The sequence below is a fragment of the Williamsia sp. z34 genome (assembly GCF_059553395.1).
Genome location: NZ_JCANWW010000005.1, coordinates 452,662 through 477,955 on the forward strand (window position 1 = coordinate 452,662; position 25,294 = coordinate 477,955).

The window sequence follows — 25,294 nt, forward strand, 5'->3', positions numbered from 1 at the left end:
CTCGAAAGGGCGGGAGGTGGGGGCATGGCCGAGCAGGATACGAACGTGGTGCTCACGGCGCGGGTCGAGACCGAGTCGGGCGGAACCGTCGTGGTGGTCACGCTCAACCGTCCGGAGGCACGTAATGCCCTGACCGGAGAGGTCGTCCGGGCCCTGCGTGCCGCCCTGGCCGCTGCCGATGCGGACGACTCCGTGGGTGCGGTGGTGCTGACCGGTTCTGATCCGGCATTCTCGGCGGGTGTCGACCTCAAAGCACTGGGATCCGAGGGTGGCTGGGACGACGTGAACGTCCCCGGCGTGCCGACCGGGTACCCGTGGATTCCACTGCGCAAGCCGGTCATCGGTGCGATCAACGGCGCCGCGGTCACCGGCGGACTCGAGTTGGCACTGGCCTGTGATTTTCTGATCGCCTCCGATCTGGCTCGTTTCGCCGATACCCACGCCCGGGTCGGGATGGTCCCGGCGTGGGGTCTGACCGGACGATTGTCCGCGGCGGTGGGTTGGGGCTTCGCCCGTCGGATGAGCCTGACCGGCAACTTCATCGACGCCAGGAAGGCCCTGGAGGTAGGTCTGGTCACGCAGGTCGTCGCGCATGACGCGCTGATACCGACCGCCATGGCGCTGGCCGCGGACATCGCCGGCAACAACACCCCGGCCGTCGCGGCGCTGCTCGCCTCGTACCGCGAGGCCCAGCAACACGTCCTCGGTCCGGTACTGGACACCGAGGCAACGCATTCCGCCGCCTGGATGGCCTCGTTCGATCCGTCCTCCGTCGCACAGGCTCGGGACAACGTCATGGATCGCGGCCGCAAGCAGATGAAGTGAGGGGCAAGATGGGGAAGTCGGGAAATCTGCGGGCGGTGGTGCGGAGTCGTAAGGGTGCGGCAGTGTCGTTGCGGGACAAGGTGGTTGTGATCACCGGCGGCGCGCGCGGTATCGGGCTCGCCACCGCGGCCGAGCTGCAGGCAAAGGGCGCAAAGGTGGTACTCGGCGACATCGACGAGGAAGTTGTCGCCAAGGCGGCGGCCAACCTCGGCTGCGAGGGCTACCCCCTCGATGTCACCAGCGACGAATCGTTCGCCGCCTTCCTCGACCGGGTCGATGCCGAGTTCGGCGGGTTCGACGTGCTGATCAACAACGCCGGGATCATGCCGACCGGACCGTTCCTCGACTTCTCCGATGCGGTCATCGCCCGGAACTTCGAGATCGATCTGCTCGCGGTGGTGCGTGGCACGCGGTTGGCCGCCCGGCGGATGGTGGCGCGGGGTTCGGGCCAGATCCTGAATGTCTCCTCGGTTGCCGGGCTCGTTCCCCTTCCGGGACTGAGCATCTACAGCGCGGCCAAGGCCGGCGTGATCGCGTTCTCCGAGGCCCTGGACGGTGAATTGAGCTCCCGCGGTGTGCGGGTCCTGGCAGTGATGCCGAACTTCACCAAGACCGGACTCATCGACGGCCTGCAGACCACCAAGATGATGCCGCCCATCGAACCCGATGATGTTGCGCGCGAGATCGTCCGGAGTATCGAGACCAACCGCGACCGGGTGGTGATCCCGCGGCAGAGCATGTCCGTCCTCGGCTGGATGGTGACACCGCGGTTTCTGAAGAACCTCTACGGCAAGTACTTCGGCTTCGACATGATGTTCCTGGAGTTCGACGAGTCCGAGCGGGCCAAGTACCTCGCCCGGGTCAACCGCAGCTGACCCCGGCCCCCCGATGATGTGGCCTTTTGGCGACTAAAAGCCCAGGTGGGCACCGCAAAAAGGGCACACTATCGGGGTGGGGGGACGTATTCGAGGGTGCGGTCACGGCGGATCCAGGTGGGTGCGGTGGTGTCGGCGGCCAGCGTCCGTTTGAGGATCTTGAAGGTGTCGGTCCGGGGGAGGTCATCGACCAACCGGATACTGTGCGGCCACTGCTTGGGACCCAGATCCGGTTGTGCCGACAGGAAATCCGTGAGCTGCTCGGCGGTCAGATCAGGGGCGATGAGGGCTGCGGCGAGTTCGTCACCGACCTCCGCCCGGACCCCGTAGACCGCGGCCATCGCGATCGACGGATGCCGCAGGAGCACCCGTTCGATGGGGCCGGTACCCATGTTCTCCCCATCCACCCGGACCCAATCGCCCAGGCGCCCGGCGAAATACACGTATCCGCGTTCGTCGACGTATCCGAGGTCGCCGGTGTGGTAGATACCGCCGCGCATCCGCTGCGCGTCGGCGGCCGGATTGCGGTAGTAGCCGGTGAACAGACCACCGCCGGAGCTGTTGACTATTTCGCCGACGGCTTCGTCGGCGTTGGTGAGCCGTCCCGACTCGTCGAAGCGGGCGACGGCACAGACCTCGCCCGTCTCGGGATTGCGGACCTCGTTCGGCGGCACCAATGGGCCGAGGGCCTCTGGTGGGGTATCGGCCGTGCGGGTGATGGCGACGCCACCTTCGGTGGAACCGAAGCCGTCGACCACCCGGACATCAAAACGTGTTGTGGTGGCGGCGATGTCGGCCGCGGACGCCTCGTTTCCGTACAGGATCCGCAGGGGATTGTCGGAGTCGTCGGCTCGCGGCGGTGTGGCCAGCACATAGGACAACGGTTTGCCGACGTAGTTGGCGTAGGTGGCGCGGTACCGGCGGACGTCGTCGATGAAGGCACCTGCCGAGAACTTGCGCCGCAACGCCACCGACGAACCCCCGGCGACCGCCACCATCCATCCGGCGATGATCGCGTTGGAGTGGAACAGCGGCATCGACAGGTAGGCAACGTCGTCGGGGCCCAGTTCGAACCGCGTGGAGAGCATCACGCCGCTGGCCGCCAGCTTCCGGTGACTGCACTGGACGGCTTTGGGGTCACCGCTCGTGCCGGAGGTGAAGATCAACATCAGCAGCGCGTCGGGATCGCCGGTACCGAAGCGGGGCTCGGCGTCCCGGTGCGGGACCAGCAGCTGTTCCCACTGGGGGTCCTCGACGTTGTGTACCAGGACATTCGGTGCATCCAGGTCATCGATCAGGTGCGCCGTCGCGTTCTCGACTATCACCAGCTGGCAATCGGCGGTGTCGATGTCTGCGGCCAGGGCCGATCCGCGTCGTGTCGGGTTGAGCCCGACCAGCACGAGGTCTCCGAGGACGGCGGCTCCCAATAGATAACTGAACTCGGGAATGTTCTCCAGCAGCAGGGCCACATGTGGGGGACGGGCTGGGTCGATCAGACCGCGCAACGCTGCCGACCGGATCGCCGACAGCTTCAAATGGTCTCGCCAGCAGACGAATTCGTCTTCGAAGTACAGGCCGGAGTCGACGGAGTCGGCCAGCGGTGACAGCAGGGCGCCGACCGTACCCGGTACCGGCGTGAGGTGCTCCAGGGTGGTCATCGGCTCAGGCGGGTTCGGTGGCAAGTGCCGACCCGATCCGCCGCAACTGAACCGGTGCCGACCCCAGTTCGAACTCGTTCTGCTTGGCGCGCAGGAAATATCGGTGCACGGGATGGTCGATGTCTATACCGACACCACCGTGGATGTGGACGGCGGTGTGCGCGACCCGGTGGCCGGCATCGGCAGCCCAGAACTTGGCAGTGGCTAGTTCTTTGCCGGCCTCGAGACCCTCGGACAACAGCCAGCCGGCCTGCAGGGTGGTCAGCCGCAGACCCCGGACATCGATGTACGCATCGGCAAGTCGTTGTGCGACCGCCTGGAACGAGCCGATCTTGCGGTCGAATTGTTCACGCTCCCGGCCGTATTCGGCGGTCAACTCCAGGGCGCGCTCGAGGATTCCGGTCTGTTCGGCGCACAGGGCCAGGGTCATCCGGTCGCGGAGAAAGTCGATCACGTCGGTGCCCCCGTCGCCCAATTGATCCTCTGCGGTGACCGCGACCCCGTCGAGTTCGACGAGTGCGGCGGGCGCCTGTCCCGTCGAGAGGGCCGGGGTGATGGTGAGGCCGGCGCGGTCGGTGGGCACGATGAACACCACCGGTCCTTGTGGCGCCGCGACATTCACGATGATGGCGTCGGCGTATTGGCCATACGGCACATTGAGTTTCGCGCCGGAGAGCGCCCATCCGTCATCGGTGGGCGTGGCGCTCGCCACCGGGGCGAGTGGATCGTCGGCCAGGTCCTCGTCGAGCCCGACGGTGATGATCGAGGTGCCCTCGGACAAACCCGGGAGCCGGCGCGCCCTGAGATCCGCGGTCCCGAAGCGCGCGATGGCCGGTACCGCGGTGAAGGCGACCGGGCCGAACGGGACGAGCGCCAGGGCCCGGCCCAGCTCCTCGGCGATCGCCAGATTGTCGAGCACCGTCAGGTCGTCGTCGAGTTCGAGGGCAAGGAGTCCGGAGGCGGCGAGCTGGGCCCACAATTCGGGATCAAAGCTCCCCTGCTGGGCGCCGGGTGCGCTGCCGCGATGCTCGAGGGCCTCGAGTCGGTCGGTGGTGACCAGCTTCTTGGTGATGTCGCGGGTGAGGCCGGCGAGGTCGGCGGTCTGCTCGCTGCGGTGAAAGTCCATGGTGAAGGTTCCTTTGGTCCGTGAACAGCGGGCGGAGATCAGCGTCGGGCAGCGGGTTGGCCCAGGGCGAGCATCGCGATGATGTCCCGCTGGACTTCGTTGGTGCCGCCGCCGAAGGTCAGGATCAGGGACGACCGGTGGAAACGCTCGAGGCGACCTCGTAGATGAACGCCGGGGCTGCCCGGACGCAGGGTGGCCGCGGGGCCGAGCACCTCCATCAGCAACCGGTAGGCCTCGGTGGCGAACTCGGTACCGAAGACCTTGGTGGCGGACGCGTCGGCCGGTGACGGGGATCCACCGCCAGTTGCTTCCGACGCGATGTTCCAGTTGATCAGCTTCAGGAACTCGACCTTGGCGTGGACCCGGGCCAGGTTCACCTGGACCCACTCGGAATCGATGACCCGTGCCCCCCGGGCATTTTTGGTGTTCTGCGCCCATTCGATCGTCTCGCGCAACGCCGTCTGGATCGGCGCCGCGCTACACAGGGACACCCGTTCGTTGTTGAGCTGGTTGGTCACCAGCGGCCAGCCCCCGTTGAGCTCGCCCACCAGCGAGTCGGCGGGTACGCGGACGTCCTGGTAATAGGTGGCGCTGGTGTCGACACTCGACATCGTGTGCACCGGTGTGTACGAGAACCCCTCGACATCGGTCGGCACGATCAGCATCGAGATGCCCTTGTGCTTCTTCGCGGTGGGATCGGTGCGGCACGCGAGCCAGATGTAGTCCGCGTACTGGATCAGGCTGGTCCACATCTTCTGGCCGTTGATGACGAAATCGTCACCATCGCGGACCGCGGTCGTGCGCAACGACGCCAGATCGGTACCGGCGCCGGGCTCGGAATACCCGATGGAGAAGTGGACGTCGCCGGATGCGATGGCGGGCAGGTACTTTGCCTTCTGCTCATCGGTACCGAAGTGCATGATCGTCGGCGCGACGGAGTTGATCGTGAGGAACGGGACCGGCGCACCGGCGATGGCTGCCTCGTCGGTGAAGATCAGCTGATCCATCATCGACCGCTCTTGTCCGCCGTACTCCCTGGGCCAGCCGAGCGCGAGCCAGCCGTCGCGGCCCATCTGGCTCACGACCTCGCGATAGACGTTGCCCTCGCCGACCTCTCCACTGGTGGAAGACAGTGCCAATCGACGTTCCGGCGTGATCAAATGGGAGAAGTACGCCCGGAGTTCGCGCCGAAGCTCTTGTTGCTGGTCGGTATAAGCGATGCGCATCGGTGCTCCAGGGGGTTCGGGTGACAGGAGGGGCTGCGGCCGAGGGGTTCCGTGTCGCATTCCTTCTATAACACGTTCTAACGTGTTGGTAGGTGTCCGTCAATACTGGGGCCGCCTGTGGCGGCAAGGGAAGGGAGCTCGTGGCGATGAAGATCAAGGCTGATTTCGACCTATGTGAGTCCAATGGTGTGTGCGTGGGCATGGCACCGGACGTCTTCGATCTCGATGACGACGACTACCTGGTCATATTGCAGGAAGACGTGCCCGAAGAGCGACGCGAGGAGATGCGTCAGGTGGTCAGCAGCTGCCCCAAGTCGGCATTGTCCGTCGAGGAGTGAGGGCGGCGATCCGGTGCGTCGATGGGCGGCGCACCGGAGGTCCGAACCTGAGATTGCAGATCCGATAGTTGCCCTAAATCGAGAACACGTTCTACATTTGTCTCGACACGTCCCGCGCGGCCCTCTGGGGCTCCGCCGGGGTTGGTGACATCGAGTGGAGGATCTGTGAGCGCAATCTCGAAGACGCAGCCGAAGGCGGAGCTCGACCAGGATGCGAAGACGCAGCTCGACCGGGATGCGCGGTCGGGGCCGGAACTCGCCGGGAAAGTCGCGGTGGTGACCGGTGCCGGAGCCGGATTGGGGCGAGCCGAAGCGATCGGGCTCGGCGCCCTCGGTGCCACCGTGATCGTCAACGATCTCGCCGGTGCACTCGATTCCAGTGATGTCGTCGCGGAGATCGAGGCGGCCGGCGGCGTCGGGGTCCCGGTGGCCGGCGACATCTCGGACTCGGCCACCACCACCGAGATCATGCGCGTCGCCACCGAAACGCACGGTGGCCTGCACGTGGTGATGAACAATGCGGGCCTGGTCCGCGACAAGATGCTCTTCAACATGACCGACGATGAGTGGGATCTGGTGATCCGGGTCCATCTGCGCGGTCATTTCCTGATGTGCCGCAATGCCGCAGCGTATTGGCGGTCGCAGTCGAAATCGGTTGGGGGGCCGGTGTTCGGTCGTCTGATCAACACATCCAGCGAGGCCGGCCTGACCGGTCCGGTGGGGCAGGCGAACTATGGGGCGGCGAAGGCCGGGATCACATCGCTGACACTGACCGCCGCGCGCGGCCTGGCCGCCTATGGCGTGCGCGCGAACGCGATCTGCCCGCGGGCCCGCACGGCGATGACCGAGGGGACCTTCGGCGACGCGCCGCAGGGTTCGATCGATCCGCTCTCGACCGACCATGTCGTCACGCTGGTGCAGTTCCTGGCGAGTCCCGAATCGGACGGCGTCAACGGTCAGGTCTTCGTGGTCTACGGACCCAAGGTGACATTGATGGCGGCGCCGACGGTCGAGCAGAGCTTTGTCGCGGGCGGTGACGCCTGGGATCGCGGAGATCTCACCAAGAACCTGACCGAATACTTCGTCGACCGCGATCCGGCACAGACGTTCTCTGCCGGTAAAGCCCTGTTCGGGTAGCCATTTCGAGACCTTGGTCTTGGTCGTTTCTTCCCATTGAGTGAACTGGACGTGTGATAAGTTCGCGGTCAAACTGCCAGGCCTCCGTCGGGGGAGCGTAGGGCGGGGCAGGTGTGGAACGTGTTTCAATATGAAAGCTGTGGGATGGACGCCGATGGTGGAAAGTTCCAGCTGGCAACTAGTGCGAATCACCGAAATCGGAACTAGAACACGTTATGATCAGACAGCTCAGTCGGGTCCGGGGGAAAGTCTTTTGCTGAAGGAGAGTTGGTGAACCGCAGACTGGCAGGTCCGTTCGAGGGCGTGGGGGACTTTGTTGCCATGAGCGTCAGTGCGGCACGGGAGCTCTTCCGGGCACCTTTTCAGTGGCGCGAGACGGTCGAGCAGTCGTGGGCCATCGCCCGGGTGTCGATGGTTCCCACCGTTCTCGTCGCCATCCCGTTCACCGTTCTGGTCAGCTTCACCCTCAACATCCTCCTTCGCGAACTCGGAGCCCAGGATCTCTCGGGCGCCGGCGCCGCGCTGGGCACCATCACCCAGATCGGCCCGATCGTCACCGTGCTGATCGTCGCCGGAGCCGGCGCGACGGCCATCTGTGCCGACCTCGGTGCCCGGACGATCCGGGAGGAGATCGACGCCCTGCAGGTCCTCGGCATCGACCCGATCCACCGGCTGGTGGTTCCCCGGGTCATCGCCTCGACGCTCGTCGCAATCCTCCTCAACAGCCTGGTGTGCACCATCGGTATCGGTGGCGGCTTCGTGTTCTCGGTCTATCTGCAGGACGTGAACCCGGGCGCATTCATCGCGAATCTGACTCTGCTGACCGGTTTTCCCGAATTGATGATCTCGATGGTGAAGGCCGCGCTGTTCGGCCTCGCCGCGGGCCTGGTCGGCTGCTACCGCGGCCTTCACGTGGCCGGCGGCGCCAAAGGCGTCGGTGATGCCGTCAACGAAACCGTGGTCTATTCGTTCATGGCGCTGTTCGTCGTGAACGTCGTGGTCACCGCGGTCGGCCTCAAAGCGACTGCAGGGTAGCGCGAATGATCCTTCCTCATACCGTCCGACTACGCTCAACGCGTGTGGCGTTCAAACGAGCCGGTTCCGGCTGGGATCGCATAGGTGATCAGGCATTCTTCTACTGGGACAGTCTCATCAACATCCCGCGCGCGGTGCGGGCGTACAAAAAAGAGACGCTGCGGCTGATCGCTGAGATCAGCATGGGCTCGGGCGCACTCGCCATGATCGGTGGCACCGTCGTGGTCGTCGGCTTCCTGACGCTCTTCACCGGCGGCACCATCGCCGTCCAGGGCTACAGCTCCTTGTCGAACATCGGCGTCGAGGCACTCACCGGATTCTTCTCGGCCTTCATCAATGTCCGAATCGCGGTTCCCGTCATCGCCGGCATCGGCCTGGCGGCCACGATCGGGGCCGGTGCCACGGCACAGCTCGGTGCGATGCGGGTGAGCGAGGAGATCGACGCCCTCGAGGCGATGGCGATCAAATCCATTCCGTACCTGGTCAGTACCCGGATCGTGGCCGGTCTGATCGCGATCATCCCGCTGTACTCTCTGGCGTCCGTGGCCTCATTTCTGGCCAGTCGCTTTGCAACGGTGTTCCTCTACGGCCAGTCGTCCGGCGTGTACGACCACTACTTCTCGACCTTCCTCATCCCCACCGACATCCTGTGGTCGTTCGTCCAGGCGATCTGTATGGCGGTGGCGGTCATGATGATCCACACGTACTACGGGTTCAACGCCTCGGGCGGTCCGGTGGGTGTCGGTATCGCCGTCGGCAACGCCGTGCGGGCGTCGCTGGTGGTCGTCGTCGTGATCACCCTGCTGACCTCACTGGCCATCTACGGCGTCGACGGAAAGTTCAACCTCTCGGGGTAGGCCATGTCACAGAGAACAGAACGCCCCACCTGGGCGAAGAAGCTTGCGGCCACCGTGCTGGTGATGTCGCTGATATTGGCCTGCGCGTTGGCCTCCCTGCAGTTCCTCGGCTCGTTCGCGTCGACGGTGCCGGTGACACTGACCGCCGACCGGGCCGGACTCGTGATGAGCCCGGATGCGAAGGTCCGGTTGCGTGGCGTGGTGGTCGGTCGCGTCGGTGCGATCACCGAATCGGAGAACGGGGTAGAACTCGTCCTCGACATGAATCCGGACCAGCTCCAGTACATTCCGGCCAACGTCCGGGCAGACATCAAATCCAACACGGTGTTCGGTGCCAAGTCGGTCAACCTCGAGATCCCGGAGGATCCGAGCCAGGAGACCCTGCGCAGCGGCTCGACCATCGACACCGATCGTGTTGTGGTCGAACTGAACACGATCTATCAGCGCCTGGTCGGTGTGCTGGCCGCGGTCCAGCCCGAGAAACTCAACGCCACCATCAGTGCCCTCGACACCGCGCTGTCCGGACGGGGTGATCAGATCGGTCAGGGGTTTGCCGACCTGTCGGATCTGCTGGGCAAGGTCAATCCGCACATGGACGAACTGAGCCGCGACATCGAGGCCACCGCCGAGTTCACCAATGTCTATGCCGACGTGATGCCCGACCTGCTCAAGATCGTCGACAACTTCACGGCCACCGGTAATACATTGGTGGACAATTCGTCCGACCTCGACGCGCTGCTGGTGAACGTCACGGGCATGGCCGACACCATCAACGGTGTCATCGCGCCGTCCAAGGCGAACATCATCTCGACATTGGCGAACCTCAACCCGACCGCAACACTGCTCGGATACCAGGCCCCGGGTCTGGCCTGCTTCATCACGGCCACGGCCAGTGCCGGTCAGAAAGCGTTGCCGGTGTTCGGTGTCGACGACGCGCGAGTGCATCTGAACGCGGGTTTGCTGCCGGGTAAAGAACCGTATCGCTACCCCGAGGACCTGCCCAGGGTGAACATGGACGGACCACCCACCTGTGAATACGGGCTCAGTGATCCGAATAGTCGTGAGCACGCCGGGTTCTACGTCGGCGACAATGCCGCGGTCCCGTACCAACCGAGAACCACACGCAAGGTGGATGCGTCCAAATTGTTCGACGTGATGTTCGGGCCGGCGCCGCGTGGATGAGGAACAACCGATGAACAGTCAGCCAAGGGAGGTGTGAGATGGCAGTGTCCAGAGAGCGCGCGTTTCGCGCCACCGTCATCAAACTCGGCGCGTTCGCCGTGGTGATGCTGCTCATCTTCGTGGGCCTGGTGGTCGTGTTCAGCCAGTACCGCAGTGGTTCGAGCCTGGCCTACAAGGCGACGTTCACCAGTGCCTCGCAATTGAAGTCGGGCAGCAAGGTCCGGATCGCCGGCGTCGAGGTCGGCAAGGTCGGCTCGGTCGGCCTGAACCCCGACAACAAGGCGGTTGTCGAGTTCGACGTCAACGAGAAGTATCGCCTGCCCACCTCTGTGCAAGCGCTGATCCGTTACGAAAATCTCACCGGTGACCGTTTTCTCGAGCTGCAAGAAGGCGCCGGTGAGCCGGGCGTATTGCTCAAGGACAACGGGTCGATCCCGATCACCCAGACCGAACCGGCGCTGGATCTGGACAACCTCCTCGGTGGTTTCAAGCCACTGTTCCGCACACTCGACCCCAAAGAGGTCAACGAGCTGTCGGCGTCCCTGGTCAAGGTGTTCCAGGGTCAGGGGCCGGCGCTGAGTGAACTACTCAGCAACACAGCCACTTTCACTGATTCGCTCGCCGACCGCGACCAGTTGATCGGCCAGGTCATCGACAACCTCAACACCACCGTGGGCACCATCGAGGCCGACGACGAGGGATTGGACACCTCGCTTGATCAACTGCAGAAGCTGATCTCGGGTCTCGACTCGCAGCGCGACGTGATCGGTGAGGCCATCACCAACACGTCCGAGGTGACCAATGACCTCAACGATGTGCTGGCCGAGAACCAGTCCGATCTGACGTCGCTGATCACCGCCACCGGACAGGTCTCCGAAGAAGTACTCAAGGGCGAGGACTACGTGCGGGGTCTGCTCGGTCGTCTGCCGTCGGACTTCAAGGCACTGTCCAACCTCGGCAGTTATGGTGCGTGGCTGCAGATCTGGCTCTGCCAGGTCAATCTCATGTTCACCGGCCCCGACGGGCAGGAGATCGTCTGGAAGTCGACAGACGCGACCGGATCGAACACCAACCCCGGAGGGAGGTGTAACCCGCTGTGATGTCTGCACTGTTCAAGGGTGAGCGAACCGCCACCGACCAGGCCGACGAGGCCCGGCGCCGCAAGCGTGGTGAACCCGACCGCGCCCGGGTGGGTTTCATCGGTGTGGTGATCGCGGTATTGGTGGTGATCGTGGCCCTGCAGATGGACAAGCTCCCGTTCCTGTCGAACGGCAGCGTCTACACCGCACTCTTCGACGATGCCGGTGGCCTGTCCACCGGTGACATCGTGGTGGTCTCCGGGGTGAATGTCGGTACCGTCCAGGGGATCTCGCTGGCCGACACCGACAACGGAACCAAGGCGAAGGTCACGTTCAACATGGCCGACACAGCCCGTCTCGGAGACGCCAGCACGGCCATCATCAAGACCGAGACCGTGCTCGGCCGCCGCAATCTGACCCTGGTGTCCGAGGGCACCGGAAAGCTGATGCCGGGGGATACCGTCGAGCGGACCGTGGCGCCGTATTCGCTGATCGATGCCCTGGAAGGGGCCACCGACACGATCGGTGAAACCGATACCGATCAGCTCAACGATGCACTGAACACGTTGTCCGACACCTTTTCCGACACCCCGGAATCGGTGCGGTCGGCCGTCGACGGGGTCGCGCGGTTGTCCAAGGCGATCGCCGACCGCGACGAGTCCCTCTCGCAGTTGCTCGACCGTGCCGGCAGCGTCACCGATGTGGTGGCCAAGCGCAGCGGCCAGATCAACAGCCTGCTCGTCGACGCGAACTCCCTGCTCGGTGAGGTCCAGGCCCGCCGATATGCGTTGGAGCAGTTGATCACCGGAACCGAGAACGTCACCGCGCAGATCAGTTTGTTCATCGACAACAACAATGCGCAGCTGAAGCCGGTGCTCGATCAATTGAACGGAGTACTCGCGATTCTGGTCGACAACCAGGAAAACCTGGGGCTGACCCTGGACGAACTCGGTCCGTACGCAAACGTGCTGGGAGAGGCGGTCTCGAGCGGACCCTACTTCTCCTCGCTGGTCGGCCTGACCACCTTCGGTGACCTCACCGCGACGTTCCTGAGGGTGTTCCAGCAGAAGTACCCCGAAGCCTTCGAGGCATTCACCAAGTACGCGTTCAAGATTCCGCCGGACATCACCACCCGCCCGGACATGGCGAACTCGCCCGACTCGAACAAACCGGCACCGGCACCGTCGTATCCGACCGGACCGGCGGGGGGATGATGATGGGACGGTTGAGCAAGAGGTTCTGGCAGGTCACCGCGATCGTCGTGGCCGCCATCGTGGCGGTCGTGGCGGTGTACTACGGCTTTCAGAAGGTCAACTACAAGACCTATACCGCGTACTTCTCGAACACCAATGCCCTGTACGAGGGTGATGCGGTGAAGATCCTCGGAGTCGATGTGGGCTCGGTCGGATCGATCACCCCGCGGGACAACGATGTCCGGGTCGAGCTCAAGATCGACCGCGACCGGAAACTGCCCGAGGGTGTCGAGGCGATCGTGGTCGCGCAGTCCCTGGTCTCGGGACGTTTCATCCAGTTGACCCCGGTGTACGACGGTGGTCCGACGCTCGGCGGCGGTGGGGACATCCCGATGGAGCGCACCGCGGTGCCGGTCGAGTGGGATGAGATCAAGGCGGAGCTGAGCAGGTTGACCGAGGCGGTCGGCCCCCAGGGCGCCGACCCCGGCTCGGTTGCCCGCTCGGTCGATGTCTTCGATCAGAACCTCGACGGCAACGGCACGGCCATCCGCCAGGCCATCCAGCAACTGTCGGACGTCACCGGCACGCTGGCCGGTGGCAGCGACGATCTGTTCAAGTCGATTCGCAACCTGCAGACACTGACCGAGGCGCTGTCGCAGAGCCATGAGCAGTTGGTGCAGTTCAACGGCCGTATCGCGTCGGTGAGTCAGGTGCTCGCCGACAACACCGACAATCTGAACGGCGCACTGACCAACCTCAACACCGCGATGACCGACATCCGGACGTTCATCGACGCCAATGGGGCGACACTCAGCAAGTCGGTCGGCGATCTCTCCGAAGCCACCAACGTGCTCGCCCAGAAAGATGAAGAGATCCGGGGTCTGCTGCATTCCGGGCCGACGCAGCTGTCGAACTTCTATAACATCTACAACCCTCTGCAGGGGTCGTTGTCGGGCATTTTCGGTCTGGGCATGGGCGGCAACCTGATCAATCTCCTCTGTGGCTCGATGGCCGGTGCTGCCCGTCCGGGCCAGGAAGACCTGGTCGAGCAGTGTGTTGATGTCCTGGGTCCGATCTTCGGAGCGATCGGGGTGAACTACCCGCCGTTCCTGACGAATCCGGTGTCGGGCATCAACGCCACGCCCGATCAGATCTCATATCAGAACTCGGGCGTGAAAGCGCGTGCGCAGCAAGGTATTCGCGATCAGGACGCCGCGACCCGCTCCCAGTACAAGAATCCCGGTTTGGCCGAGCTGCTGGTGCCGTTCGGAGGTGAGGGCTGATGCGTGCAAATCTGAGGCGAAAAGCCCTCGGCCGCAACATCCTCGGCGCTACCGTGATCAGTTCGGCGCTGGTGGCGTCGGGCTGTGGCTTCGAGGGGCTCAACTCGATGCCGATCCCCGGCGCGGACGGTACCGGCCGAGGTTCCTACGAGCTGACAACGATGATTCCGAACGCCGCCAACCTGGTTCAGAACGCGCCGGTCATGATCAACGACGCCACCGTCGGCAGCGTCGGGAAGATCTCGGTGAAGGACTGGCAGGCGCAACTGACGCTGCGGCTCAACAAGGGGACCCAGGTGCCGGTCGGATCTCACGTGATGGTCGGGATGACCAGCGTGCTCGGTTCGCTGCACCTCGAGATCGTCCAGCCGGAGAACGCCGATGCGGGCACTCTGCAGACGGGCGACGAGATCCCGGCGGCCGGTTGTCCCGAGGCGGAGAACATCGCCGAGCCGGAGAACCAGCAGCCCATACCCGACATCAACTCGGCGCAGCAGGTGGCCGCCTGCACCTATCCGACCACCGAGCAGGTACTCAGCTCGTTGTCGGTGGTGCTCAACGGCGGTGGTCTGGCGCAGGTCGGTGACATCATCACCGAGCTCAACAACTCGATGGCCGGACGCGAAGACATCCTGCGCGAACTGATTCCGCGACTCGACACGCTGGTCGACGAGCTCAGCGGTCAGCGGGCCAACATCATTCGCGCCATGGAGGGCCTGGATCGGATGACCGCGCGTATCAACGAGCAGACACCGGTGGTGGAGAAGGCGCTGGCCGACGGCCCCAAGATCCTGTCGCTGCTGTCCGATCAACGGGTCCAGTTCACCGACGCGCTGGGTTCGCTCAGTGCCCTGAGCCGCACCACCGATGACATCTTGAACGCGAGTTCGGAGGACATCACGGTGCTGGTCAACAATCTGGTGCCGGTGCTCGACCAGCTCCAGTCCACCGGCCCGGCCCTGACCCAGTCGCTCGGCATCCTGCTGACGTTCCCGTTCGCCGAGGAGGTCATCCCACAGGTGGTCCGGGGCGACTATCTCAACGGTGAGATCAACCTCGACCTCACATTCGGTCGTCTCGAGCGAGGTGCGCTGGCCAGTCTCGGTGGGCAGAGTCGGCTCTACGGCCCCGAGGGTCTCCTCGGCGCGCCGGCCGGTGCGGCGGCCCGCGGCAGCGATCCGTTCACCGGTCCGCTGACCGCGGAGATGCCGGTCGACAACAATCAGCCCTCACCGATGCCGAACGCGGAGGGAGGCTCATGAGCATCACACCGTTCGTCCGCATGCAGCTGATCATCTTCACCATCATCACGGTGGTCTCGATGCTCGCCGTCGCGGTCTTTTACATCCGGGTTCCGGCGATGGTCGGGATCGGGGAGTACACGGTCAAGGTGGACCTGCCCAGTACCGGTGGTCTCTATCAGAACGGCAACGTCAGCTTCCGCGGCGTCGACGTCGGCAAGGTTCAGACGGTGGCCCTGACCGAGACGGGTGTGTTGGCGACGGTGTCCATCAAGAGCGACACCGAGATCCCGAACAATTCGATCGCCGCGGTGCGCAGTGTCTCGGCGGTCGGTGAGCAGTACATCGAGTTCACACCCGATCCCCAGACGCCGGCGACCGGCAATCTCAAGGACGGCTCGGTGGTGGAGAACGGGACGGTTCCGGTCGAGGTCGGGACGCTGCTCGATCAGGCCGATGCCCTGCTCGAACAGATCCAGGACACGAAGTTGCGCCGGGTGATGGACGAGGCGTTCAACGCGTTCAACGGCACCGGCGAAGACCTGCAACGACTGCTCGATTCGATGACCCTGCTGGTGGGTGACGCCAACGAGAACTCGGAGGCGATCGTCAAGCTGATCGATCAAGCGGCTCCGCTGCTCGAGACGCAGACCGCCACGGTGGACGACATCCGCGCGTGGACGGCGAATCTCGTGCAGGTCACCGACCAGCTCCGGGCGAACGACCCGCAGATCCAGGGCATCCTGGATCAGGGTCCGGGCGTTGCGCAGCAGAGCCAAGAGCTGTTCGCCTCGATGAATCAGTCTCTGCCGTTGCTGTTCTCGAATCTCAACACCACCGCCCGCACGCTGGCGATCTACCATCCCAACCTGCAGCAGATCGTGGTGATCTACCCGCGCCTGATCGCGGCGCTGATCACCGCACTCAACAGCGAGGACTACCGCAACGGTGCCAACGTCGACTTCGCCCTGGGGTTCCAGGATCCCGGCACCTGCACCGTCGGCTTCATGCCGATGACACCGGAGCGTGACGCGTCGGCGCAGACCCCGCGTGACCTCCCGCCGGGCATGTTGTGCCGCGTCCCGCAGGATTCCAACGTCGCGGTCCGCGGAACCCGCAACTTCCCCTGCATGGAGATCCCCGGGCGCCGCGCATCGACCCCGGCCGAATGCCGGACCGGCTACGAACCGATCGGCGAGAACGTGCCGTTCCCGAACGGGCTTCCGGGAGTCGACCTGCCACAGGGCTTTTTGACCACCGGCGCACCCGGCGCGGACGACGGCAGTCCCGCCGTCTACGCCACCAGCTACGACCCGGTCAGCGGTGACTACATCGGCCCGGACGGCAAGACGTACAACGCCGGCACCGCGGTACCGTCGGGCACAACTGGTACAGGTGGTAGCGGACAGCAGCAGAAAGACAACAGTCAATGGCAGAGCCTGATCACGGGGACCGTCCAGTGACGGCCCAGACACCAACTGGACAGACACCGACCGAACAGACACCGACCGAACAGACAGCCGCAGCACCGAAACCTGCACCACAGAAGCCTCGGCGTCGCCGGGCCAGCCGACCGGCCGGTCCGCCACCGGATGCGCCCGAGTCGTCGCCGAGCGGTACCGCGCCGAGCGGCAAGGTCCGCAAGAACGCGGGTATCCCGGTGAAGTCGTCGCCGCTGGGCCGCAAGCAGAAGCCGAGGCCGACCGTCGCGTCGGCAAGCCCTCCGGTGGATCTGGGCAAGCCGGAGCCCGAGATCGACGAGGCCGACGAGGTCAACACCGCGCCGGCCGCGACAGAGGCCGAGGCCGAGACCGACTCTGGTTCGGTGCAGTCCTTCGGGTCTGCGTCGGTGACCGGAGGCGTGTCGTACCGGGATCGGCGCGGGGGTGGCCGAAAGTCCGATCCGCGGAAGCGCCGGGTTCGCCTGGGCCGGTCCGGTGACAGGAGCTCGTCCGACACCGGTGGTTCGCGGCGTGGCCGCGGGAATCTGCGTGGACTGGGCATCGTGCTGGCGGCCGTTGTGTCGATCGGTCTGATCGCGGGCATGGTCGTCGCGTCGACGCTGTTCATCCTGGGGACGGACAAGATCGATGAGCGCAACGAGTTGCGCGCCGAGTACTCGGCGTTCGCCCGTCAGATGATCATCAACCTGACAACGCTGAACCCCGAGAACGTCGACGGCGCCATCAAGTCTTTTCAGGACAGCACCAGTGGCAAGGCCATGGAGCAGTCGGGCCAAGCGATCGAGCAGTCCGTCAACATGATCAAGGCCGACAACGTGTCCACGAAGGGCACCGTCATTTCGGACGCTGTCACCGCCAGTGACGCAGACTCTGGCACGGTGATGGTCGTGTACAGCTGGGAGATGAACCAGCCCAACGTTCCCGAGCAGCAGACCGTGTTGCAGACGTTCCGGGTGAAGGTCGAGATGACCCGCATCAACGGGCAACTCAAGCTGACCAACTTCGAGTGGGTGACGTAGATGTCCCGCAAGTTCTGGTGGTGGACGGTGTCGGTACTGACCGTCGTGATCCTGGTTGCCGGGGTGGTCATCACGACGATCGCCGGTCTCGACTACCGCGACGCCAAGCTGACGGAGGATGCCCGCGGTGAAGCGCTGGACGCCGGAACCCATACGGCATCGGTGATGTTCGGATACGACCCGGGTAACGTCGCGCAGCAGGTGGAGCAGGCCAAGACGCTGGTCTCCGGCGCAGCTGCCAAGGAGTACGACCAGATCGTCACCGACTCGAATCTGGTTGCCTCCGTGAAAGATCAGCAGGTCAAATCCCAGGTGACGATCCAGGAGGCCGGAGTCGTCACCAACACCCGCGACACGGCACTGGTCCTGATCTTCATGAACCAGTCGGTGACCAAGGGCGGCAAAGACGTGGTGGCGATCAATCCCAGCCGGCTCCAGTATTCGATGGAGCGCTCGGGCGACCGGTGGCTGGTCACCAACATCGACATCATCACCGACGATTCGGTGAAGGCCCAGCTCGCCACCGAGGCCGACAAGGCCGGCGCCTCCACCATCTCGGTGCCCCCGCCGACGGAGTCGTCGGTGCCGGCGCCCGCGCCGACCCCCTGACCCCCTCCCGCAAACGAGCCACAAACACGAAGACGAGCCACAAATATGTGGCTCGTCTTCGTATTTCCGGCTCGTTTGCGGGGGAGGCGGAGGTCAGGCGGTGGGGTCGTAGCCCATCGGCAGGATGACGGACTTGTGTTCGACGTACGACTCGAGGCCCTCGGTGCCGTTCTCGCGGCCGATGCCGGAGTTCTTGTAGCCACCGAACGGCGACCCGGGATCGATGGCGTACCAGTTCACGCCGTAGGTGCCGGTCCGGATCTGGGCAGCGATCTCGAGACCACGTTCGACGTCGGCCGTCCACACCGTCCCGGCCAGACCGTAGTCGGAGTCGTTGGCGATGGCGATGGCCTCGTCCTCGGTCTCGTAGTCGATGACCGAGATCACCGGGCCGAAGATCTCCTCACGCGCGATGGTCATGTCGTTGGTGACGCCGGTGAAGATGGTGGGGCTCAGGTAGTACCCCGACTCCAGACCCTCCGGGCGGGCGCTCTCGAGGACCGCCGTGGCGCCGGCATCCTTGCCCTGCTGGATGTAGTCCTCGACCTTGGCGCGCTGCTTCTCGGTGATCAGCGGTCCGAGCTGGGCCTCCGGGTCGTCGGGCAGACCCGGCTTGAGGAGTTTGGCGGCCTCGACCATGGCGTCGACGATCTCGTCGCGCTTGGCGCTCGGGACCAGGACGCGGGTCTGGGCGACGCAGGCCTGGCCGGTGTTCATCAGGCCGGTGAAGGTGAGCATTCCGGCGATCTCGGCCGGGTTCGCGTCGGCGAGCACGATGGCCGCGGACTTGCCGCCGAGTTCGAGTGAACAGCGCTTGAGTTGCTCACCACAGGCGGCTGCGATCGAGCGCCCGGCCGCGGTCGAACCGGTGAAGGTGATCTTGTCGACGTCGGGGTGGGCGACGAGCGCTTTTCCGGTCTCCGGTCCGCCGGGCACCACCGACAGCACTCCCTCGGGCAATCCGGCTTCGGTGAACAGCTCGGCGATGTAGTTGGCCGAGAGCGGGGTCTCCGGCGCGGGCTTGAGGACCACCGAACATCCGGCGGACAGGGCCGGGCCGAGTTTGTTGCAGATCAGGAACAGGGGCACGTTCCAGGCGGTGATCGCACCGACCACACCCACGGGTTCACGCGTGATCTGGGACTTGCCGAACAATCCGTCGCGGTACTCGAGCCAGTTGTAATTGACTGCGGCCTTGGCGTATTCGCGGAGCACACCGGTCGCGGGCAGCTGCTGCAACGTGCTCACCGCGATCGGTGGTGCACCCATCTCGGATGCGACCAGGTCGGCGATCTCTGCGCCCCGTTCGTCGATCAGATCGGCGACCTTGGCGACGACGGCGGCACGGTCTTCGGGGGAGGTGTTGCGCCAGACACCCGAGTCGAATGCGGCCCGCGCGGCCTTGACCGCGGTGTCGACGTCGGTGACGTCGGCCAGCGGCGTGCTGCCCACACGCTGACCGGTGGCCGGTGAGAAGACCTCGAGTGTGTCTGCGGAGTGGGCGGGGGTCCAGCGTCCGCCGATCAGCAGTTCGCTGTAGTCGCGGGAAGTGGGTGGTGCCGCGTGGGCGGTGTCCGTCATTGGTCCTCCAGTTGGTGGTTGCCTCTGGTGGCCAATGGTAGAACACGTTCCAGTTTTGCGGCGGGAGTATGGGGCTCGTCAGTCGAGCGCGACGCCGGGAACTGCGGAAATCACGTGATCGACGTGGTTCCCGCAGTCACCGGTACGAAGTTCTATGTGGAGGGGCGGGCGTCGATGACAACCTCGAATTCGAGGAGGCTCGCGCCCGAGGCCACCGGGTTCTTGCTCTCGCCCGCATGCGCCTCGCGGGCCGGTCCACCCGCCCAGGCCGCGAAGTCTTCTTCGGTCTCCCACTGGGTGACCACGAAGTAGCGGTCCTCGCCCTTCACCGGGCGCAGCAGCTGGAACCCGAGGAAGCCCTTCGAGCCGTCGACGGTGTGTGCGCGCTGGGCGAACCGCTTCTCCAGTTCGGGGCCGGCGCCTTCGGGGACAGAAATCGCGTTGATCTTCACAATTGCCATGTCGCTCACCCTACTGCCGTCGATCGCGCCGGTGAACCCCGTGAACGTGCGGTCGGCCGCCTGCGGCAAGCGGCACTTCCGGATATCCCGGGCAAGGTGGTTTTCGCAGCTACTGTTCTACTTCGTGAGCGCTGACATCGGATTCATCGACTACGGCGGAAGGCCGGACGGGGCGCCGATAGTCCTGTTGCACGGACTCATGGGCCGGGGCCGGACCTGGCGGCGGCAGATCCCGTGGTTGCGTGGCCATGGCCGGGTCTTCACCTACGACGCGGCCGGTCATCGCGGCGCCGACGAGACGTTGCCGAGCGGTCCCGAGGAGTTGTGCACGGAACGCTTCGTCGCCGACCTGGCCGAGGTCCTGACCTGGATCGACATGGGGCCTGCGGTTCTGATCGGCCATTCGATGGGTGGGCTGCATGCGTGGTGCACGGCGGCGGAGTACCCGGAATTGGTGGCGGCGTTGGTGATCGAGGACATGGCCCCCGACTTCCGAGGCCGAACCACGGCCGGCTGGGAACCGTGGTTCTCGTCCTGGCCGGACCGTTTCGATTCACTCGACCAGGCGCAGGAGATGTTCGGTGAGGTCGCGGGCCGGTACTTCTACGAGGCGTTCGACGACGGTGTGCTGCACGGCCGGCTGACGGTGTGGGCCGACATCGCCGAAGAGTGGGGGCGGCGCGATTTCTGGGAGCAGTGGCGGGCCGTGCAGGCCCCGACCCTGTTGATCGAGGCCCAGAACAGTGTCACGCCGGACGGTCAGATGGCGAAGATGGCTGCCGCGGTGGAGAGTTCGATCCTGCTGCAGGTGGCCGGGTCCGACCATCTGGTCCATGACAGCGCACCCGACGAGTACCGGGGCGCGGTGGAGGCGTTCCTCTGTGGTCTGCAGAGCACGGTGATCGGCCGGCTCCCGGGCGTTCAGGTCCCTTCGCCCGCAAGGGCGTAGCGGCCATCTGAGGTGATCTCCGCCAGGCCGTCGACAAGAAGCGAGTCGAGGGCCCGGTCGCGCTGGGCGGTGTCGGTGGTCCAGACGATGTCGAGTGCGGTGCGTGGCACCGGAATGGTGCTGTCGCGCAACACGTCCAGCAACAGTCCGCGAACCTGACGGTCGGTGCCCGCGAACTTCTGGACCTTGCGCACCGGGCCGGTGTGGGCAGGTGAGCCGGTGGCCACCCAGAGGCATTCGGTCAGTGGGCAGCTCTGGCATCTCGGATTCTTGGCGACGCACACCAGTGCACCCAGCTCCATCAGGGCTGCCGAGAACCTCGGTGCGCGAGCGTCGTCGGGAAGCAGTGCCTGCGCATCGGCCAGATCCGATCGCGCCGGATTTCCCGGTTCGGCGCGCCCGTGCACCGCCCTGGCGATGACCCGGCGGACATTGGTGTCGACCACCGGCACCGACTGCCCGTATGCGAAGCACGCGATCGCGCGGGCCGTGTAGTCCCCGATGCCGGGCAAGCTCAGCAGTACGTCGACGTCGGCGGGCACGATGTCCCCGTGTTCGGCGGCCAGCACGGCCGAGCAGGCGTGCAGTCGCATCGCGCGACGCGGGTAGCCGAGCTTGCCCCAGGCCCGCACCACCTCACCGACCGGCGTCGCGGCCATCGCCGACGGAACCGGCCACCTGCTCACCCACTGCTCCCAGATCGGGGCGACCCTGGACACCGGGGTCTGTTGCAGCATGATTTCGCTGATCAGGATGTGCCAGGCGCTCACGTCGGGCGCTCGCCAGGGGAGGTCTCGTTCGGCCTGATCGAACCAGGAAAGGAGCTTGCCTGGCGGCACCGAACCGGACAAGGGCAGAATGTCGGTCATGTCCTCAACATCTCCGGCTCAAGCATGGAAGAACCTGCGCGAAGGCAACGACCGTTTCGTGGCGGGCAAGGCGAATCATCCCAGTCAGGGTATCGAGGACCGCGCGCGTCTGGCTGCCGGGCAGCACCCGCAGGCGGTCCTCTTCGGATGCGCTGACTCTCGCGTCGCTGCAGAGATCATCTTCGATCAGGGCCTGGGCTCGATGTTCGTCGTCCGGACGGCCGGGCACGTGATCGACTCCGCGGTCCTCGGTTCCATCGAATACGCCGTCGAGGTGCTCGACGTGCCCCTGATCGCCATCCTCGGTCACGACAGCTGTGGTGCGGTCCAGGCCACCCTCGACGCGCTCGACGACCTGCAGATCCCGGGCGGCTTCATCCGGGACGTGGTGGAACGGGTCACCCCCAGCATCCTGGCCGGTCGCAGCGAAGGGCTCACCCGCGTCGACGAGTTCGAGGCACGCCACGTCAAGGAGACCGGTCGTCTGCTGATGCAGCGCAGCCGGATCATCTCCGAAAGGGTCCAGGCCGGACGGCTCGGCATCGTCGGACTCACCTACGAGCTCGCCGAGGGCGCGGTCAGCGTGCGGGGCACATTGGGCGAGATCGGCGACGACCCGGCCATGCCCAGCCTCGCCTCCTGAGCAGCGGCCGGCGGTCAACTGAGACCTCGCGCACAGCATCGTCTCGCGACACGCCGCCCGAGGTCGGACAGCCGGTGGCACACTCCCATTAGCGTCGGGGTGTGTTGGATCCTCAGGGCCCCCTGCCACCGGAAATTTATTGGCGCCGACGTGCACTGGCAGTCGGTGTGCTGGTGGTTGTGCTCGCGGTCATCGTGGGTCTGGTGTTCTGGGTGACCGGCGGCGAAGACAGCAACAAGAACACCGCCAACGGCACCGACCTCACCAGCTCGTCGAGCTACGCCCTGCCGTCGGCCTACAGCGATTCGGGTTCGGAATCGGCCAGTCCGAGTGCGGGCGGGGCTTCCGGCGGCGGCGGTGGTGGTGGTGGCGGCGAAGCCGCACCGGGCAGACCAGATGGCTCCCCGGCTCCCGGTGACCCGGCGGCCGCCGGCGCGCCCGGTGAGACCCCGGCTCCGGTGCCGGCCAGCGGCCTGTGTCCCGACCAGAACATCTCGGTGGTCCTCTACACCGACAAGCCCGCGTACACCGAGGGCGAACAGCCGATCTTCACGATCGCGGTGACCAATGCCGGACTCTCCGAGTGCACGCGGGACGTCGGCAAGGCGATGCAGAGCGTGACCGTGCTGAACCTCGCCGGTGATCGGCGGATCTGGGCGTCGGGTGACTGTGCTCCGGTCGCCGGGGTCAACAACCAGCTCCTCAAGCCGGGCCAGCAGGTGCAGGACACCATCCAGTGGTCCGGCACCACGAGCACCCCGGGTTGCCAGACCCCGCGCGAGCCGGTGGTTCCGGGTGCCTACCAGGCGGTGGCCAAGATCGGCGAGAAAGCCAGCGCACCGATCACGTTCAACATCGATCGGGTCAACGTCCAGTAGCCTGCGGCGAATCCGCCCGGTGGTCAGTCGAACAGACGCCGGAAGACGTTGGTGTCGGCCAGATCCATCACCTCGTCGCCCCGCCCCGACAGGATGGTGCGCAGCGCGTACAGGGTGAAGCCCTTCGCCTGGGCGGCCGTCACGGTCGGTGGTATCGACAACTCCTGGCGGGCGGTCACCACATCGAGTAACGCCGGTCCGTCATGGGCGAGGGCTTCCTTGACCGCGGCCTCGAGGTCTTCGGGCGCCTCGACCCGGACGCCGTGGATGCCCAGCGCCCGGGCGAGTTCGGCGAAGTCCGGATTGTCCAGCTCGGTCCCGAAGTTCACGATGCCGGCGGCCTTCATCTCCAACTCCACGAAGTTGAGCGACGAGTTGTTGAAGACCACGATCTTGATGGGCAACCTGTGCTGGCGGATCGTCAGCAGCTCCCCGAGCAGCATGGCCAGGCCGCCGTCACCGGAGAACGTGATCACCTGCCGCCCCGGGAAAGCGCACTGGGCGCCGATCGCGTGGGGAACCGAGTTGGCCATCGTGCCGTGGGCGAACGAACCGATGAGGCGGCGACGCCCGTTCATCGTCAGATAGCGCGCCGCCCAGACCACCGGTGACCCGACGTCGGGTATGAACACGGCGTCCTCGGCGGCGTTGTCGTCCACCAGCTTCGCCAGATACTGCGGATGTATCGGCCGACGGTTGCGGTCGTTGGTCGCGAGGGCGTCCAAATCGGAGCGGGCCTTGCGATAGTGGGCGACGGAAGCGTCGAGGTGCTCGGTGTCGGCGTGCTCGGCGAGCATCGGCAGCAGGGCGTCGATGGTGTCCTCGACGCTGCCGACCAGTCCACAGTCGAGCGGGGCACGTCGACCGAGTTGCTCACCGCGGATGTCGACCTGGATGATCTTGGCCTTGTCGGGGAGGAACTGCTGGTACGGGAAGTCGGTGCCCAGCATCAGCAGGGCATCACATTTCTCCATCGCGCGATAGCCCGAGGCGAACCCCAGCAGACCGGTCATACCCACGTCGTACGGGTTGTCGTATTCGATGAACTCCTTGCCGCGCAGGGCATGGACGATCGGGGCCTGCAGTCTCTGGGCGATGGCGAGCAACTGCTCGTGCGCACCCTCGACCCCGGCACCTGCGAGGATGGTCACCCGGTCGGCGGAGTTCAGGATGGCGGCCGCGTCGCGGAGCTGATCGTCGGTCGGACGGGTGATGCGGGGGATGTGGCGGATCGGGGACGAACGCCGGCGACCGGAGCTCTTCTTCAGGAAGATCTCGCCGGGGATGACGACAACCGCGACGCCGCGCTTCTCGATGGCGGTCCGCATCGCGATCTCCAGCACCCGGGGCAACTGCTCCGGCACGCTGATGAGTTCGTTGTAGACGCTGCACTCGTTGAAGAGCTGCTCGGGGTGCGTCTCCTGGAAGTAGGTGCTGCCGATCTCGGCGGCCGGTATCTGGGCCGCGATGGCCAGCACCGGTACGCGGCTCCGGTTCGCGTCGAACAGCCCATTGATCAGGTGGAGGTTGCCGGGCCCGCAGCTACCCGCGCAGACCGCCAACTCGCCGGTCAGTGCGGCGTCGGCCGCCGCCGCGAACGCCGCTGCCTCTTCGTGGCGTACGTGCTTCCACTCGACGCTGCCGGCGCGCCGGATGGCGTCGGTGAGCCCGTTGAGCGAGTCGCCCGGCAGGCCGTAGACCCGCTCGACGCCTGCAGAGTGGATGACGTCGACGATTGTGTCCGCGATGGTGGCCATGGACCCAGGG

24 protein-coding genes are annotated in these 25,294 nt (G+C 65.4%); 17 read left to right on the plus strand and 7 right to left on the minus strand.

Going from position 1 to position 25,294, the window contains the following annotated elements; translation table 11 throughout:
• Positions 1 to 24: 24 nt before the first annotated feature.
• Positions 25 to 825, plus strand: a complete 801-nt coding sequence (locus AC51GT_RS15585) for an enoyl-CoA hydratase (RefSeq protein WP_496329335.1) — start codon at positions 25 to 27, stop codon at positions 823 to 825.
• An 8-nt stretch (positions 826 to 833) separates the two neighbouring features.
• Positions 834 to 1,700, plus strand: coding sequence for an SDR family oxidoreductase (locus AC51GT_RS15590; RefSeq protein ID WP_496329336.1), 867 nt, complete (start codon positions 834 to 836; stop codon positions 1,698 to 1,700).
• Positions 1,701 to 1,768: 68 nt separating this feature from the next.
• Here the strand turns inward: AC51GT_RS15590 and AC51GT_RS15595 are convergent, their stop codons facing one another.
• Genes AC51GT_RS15595 through AC51GT_RS15605 form a run of 3 tightly spaced genes read right to left on the minus strand, consistent with a single transcriptional unit; the run spans position 1,769 to position 5,710 of the window.
• On the minus strand, positions 1,769 to 3,358 hold the full coding sequence (locus tag AC51GT_RS15595) for a long-chain-fatty-acid--CoA ligase (RefSeq protein WP_496329337.1): 1,590 nt from the start codon (positions 3,356 to 3,358) through the stop codon (positions 1,769 to 1,771).
• 4 nt (positions 3,359 to 3,362) lie between these two features.
• Positions 3,363 to 4,484, minus strand: a complete 1,122-nt coding sequence (locus AC51GT_RS15600; RefSeq protein ID WP_496329338.1) for an acyl-CoA dehydrogenase family protein — start codon at positions 4,482 to 4,484, stop codon at positions 3,363 to 3,365.
• Between the two features lie 38 nt (positions 4,485 to 4,522).
• Positions 4,523 to 5,710 carry an acyl-CoA dehydrogenase family protein gene (locus tag AC51GT_RS15605; protein ID WP_496329339.1) on the minus strand — a complete coding sequence of 396 codons (1,188 nt, stop codon included), beginning with the start codon at positions 5,708 to 5,710 and terminating at the stop codon, positions 4,523 to 4,525.
• A 146-nt stretch (positions 5,711 to 5,856) separates the two neighbouring features.
• Between AC51GT_RS15605 and AC51GT_RS15610 the strand changes: the two genes are divergently transcribed.
• The 12 genes from AC51GT_RS15610 (at position 5,857) to AC51GT_RS15665 (ending at position 18,146) form a co-directional block, all read left to right on the plus strand.
• Complete coding sequence (locus tag AC51GT_RS15610; protein WP_496323338.1) at positions 5,857 to 6,048, plus strand: ferredoxin; 192 nt, start codon at positions 5,857 to 5,859, stop codon at positions 6,046 to 6,048.
• Between the two features lie 165 nt (positions 6,049 to 6,213).
• Positions 6,214 to 7,185, plus strand: coding sequence for a 3-oxoacyl-ACP reductase (locus tag AC51GT_RS15615; protein ID WP_496329340.1), 972 nt, complete (start codon positions 6,214 to 6,216; stop codon positions 7,183 to 7,185).
• Between the two features lie 270 nt (positions 7,186 to 7,455).
• Positions 7,456 to 8,220 carry an MlaE family ABC transporter permease gene (locus AC51GT_RS15620; RefSeq protein WP_482135834.1) on the plus strand — a complete coding sequence of 255 codons (765 nt, stop codon included), beginning with the start codon at positions 7,456 to 7,458 and terminating at the stop codon, positions 8,218 to 8,220.
• A 5-nt stretch (positions 8,221 to 8,225) separates the two neighbouring features.
• Positions 8,226 to 9,077: an ABC transporter permease gene (locus AC51GT_RS15625; protein WP_495514565.1), complete on the plus strand. Its 852-nt coding sequence runs from the start codon at positions 8,226 to 8,228 to the stop codon at positions 9,075 to 9,077.
• Positions 9,078 to 9,080: 3 nt separating this feature from the next.
• A complete protein-coding gene (locus AC51GT_RS15630) occupies positions 9,081 to 10,259 on the plus strand; it encodes an MCE family protein (RefSeq protein WP_496322925.1) in 1,179 nt (392 codons plus the stop codon).
• 38 nt (positions 10,260 to 10,297) lie between these two features.
• Complete coding sequence (locus AC51GT_RS15635) at positions 10,298 to 11,359, plus strand: MCE family protein (RefSeq protein ID WP_496322926.1); 1,062 nt, start codon at positions 10,298 to 10,300, stop codon at positions 11,357 to 11,359.
• A complete protein-coding gene (locus tag AC51GT_RS15640; RefSeq protein ID WP_496329341.1) occupies positions 11,359 to 12,552 on the plus strand; it encodes an MCE family protein in 1,194 nt (397 codons plus the stop codon). Before AC51GT_RS15635 ends, AC51GT_RS15640 begins: the two co-directional genes overlap by 1 nt.
• A gap of 2 nt (positions 12,553 to 12,554) precedes the next feature.
• A complete protein-coding gene (locus tag AC51GT_RS15645) occupies positions 12,555 to 13,814 on the plus strand; it encodes an MCE family protein (RefSeq protein WP_496329342.1) in 1,260 nt (419 codons plus the stop codon).
• Positions 13,814 to 15,076, plus strand: coding sequence for an MlaD family protein (locus AC51GT_RS15650; protein ID WP_496322929.1), 1,263 nt, complete (start codon positions 13,814 to 13,816; stop codon positions 15,074 to 15,076). Before AC51GT_RS15645 ends, AC51GT_RS15650 begins: the two co-directional genes overlap by 1 nt.
• Positions 15,073 to 16,518: an MCE family protein gene (locus tag AC51GT_RS15655; RefSeq protein WP_496329343.1), complete on the plus strand. Its 1,446-nt coding sequence runs from the start codon at positions 15,073 to 15,075 to the stop codon at positions 16,516 to 16,518. Before AC51GT_RS15650 ends, AC51GT_RS15655 begins: the two co-directional genes overlap by 4 nt.
• Positions 16,515 to 17,537 (plus strand): Rv1363c family protein, encoded by a 1,023-nt coding sequence (locus AC51GT_RS15660; protein ID WP_496329344.1) that lies wholly within the window; start codon positions 16,515 to 16,517, stop codon positions 17,535 to 17,537. The genes AC51GT_RS15655 and AC51GT_RS15660 overlap by 4 nt, the downstream gene beginning before the upstream one ends.
• Positions 17,538 to 18,146, plus strand: a complete 609-nt coding sequence (locus AC51GT_RS15665; protein ID WP_496329345.1) for a hypothetical protein — start codon at positions 17,538 to 17,540, stop codon at positions 18,144 to 18,146.
• A gap of 93 nt (positions 18,147 to 18,239) precedes the next feature.
• Here the strand turns inward: AC51GT_RS15665 and AC51GT_RS15670 are convergent, their stop codons facing one another.
• Complete coding sequence (locus tag AC51GT_RS15670; RefSeq protein ID WP_496329346.1) at positions 18,240 to 19,727, minus strand: aldehyde dehydrogenase; 1,488 nt, start codon at positions 19,725 to 19,727, stop codon at positions 18,240 to 18,242.
• 152 nt (positions 19,728 to 19,879) lie between these two features.
• Positions 19,880 to 20,188, minus strand: coding sequence for an antibiotic biosynthesis monooxygenase family protein (locus AC51GT_RS15675; RefSeq protein WP_496322934.1), 309 nt, complete (start codon positions 20,186 to 20,188; stop codon positions 19,880 to 19,882).
• A gap of 124 nt (positions 20,189 to 20,312) precedes the next feature.
• Between AC51GT_RS15675 and AC51GT_RS15680 the strand changes: the two genes are divergently transcribed.
• On the plus strand, positions 20,313 to 21,137 hold the full coding sequence (locus tag AC51GT_RS15680; protein WP_496329347.1) for an alpha/beta fold hydrolase: 825 nt from the start codon (positions 20,313 to 20,315) through the stop codon (positions 21,135 to 21,137).
• Here AC51GT_RS15680 and AC51GT_RS15685 read toward each other — a convergent pair.
• Positions 21,110 to 21,988: an HhH-GPD family protein gene (locus AC51GT_RS15685; protein ID WP_496329361.1), complete on the minus strand. Its 879-nt coding sequence runs from the start codon at positions 21,986 to 21,988 to the stop codon at positions 21,110 to 21,112. The two genes, AC51GT_RS15680 and AC51GT_RS15685, sit on opposite strands and share 28 nt — an antisense overlap.
• A 16-nt stretch (positions 21,989 to 22,004) precedes the next feature.
• On the opposite strand from AC51GT_RS15685, the gene AC51GT_RS15690 reads away from it, so the two are divergent.
• Together AC51GT_RS15690 and AC51GT_RS15695 are read left to right on the plus strand one after the other, a co-directional pair.
• Positions 22,005 to 22,649: a carbonic anhydrase gene (locus AC51GT_RS15690; RefSeq protein WP_496322936.1), complete on the plus strand. Its 645-nt coding sequence runs from the start codon at positions 22,005 to 22,007 to the stop codon at positions 22,647 to 22,649.
• Positions 22,650 to 22,750: 101 nt separating this feature from the next.
• A complete protein-coding gene (locus tag AC51GT_RS15695) occupies positions 22,751 to 23,527 on the plus strand; it encodes a hypothetical protein (RefSeq protein ID WP_496329348.1) in 777 nt (258 codons plus the stop codon).
• A gap of 23 nt (positions 23,528 to 23,550) precedes the next feature.
• Here AC51GT_RS15695 and poxB read toward each other — a convergent pair whose 3' ends face one another.
• A complete protein-coding gene (gene poxB, locus AC51GT_RS15700) occupies positions 23,551 to 25,284 on the minus strand; it encodes a ubiquinone-dependent pyruvate dehydrogenase (protein WP_496322938.1) in 1,734 nt (577 codons plus the stop codon).
• Positions 25,285 to 25,294 lie beyond the last annotated feature (10 nt).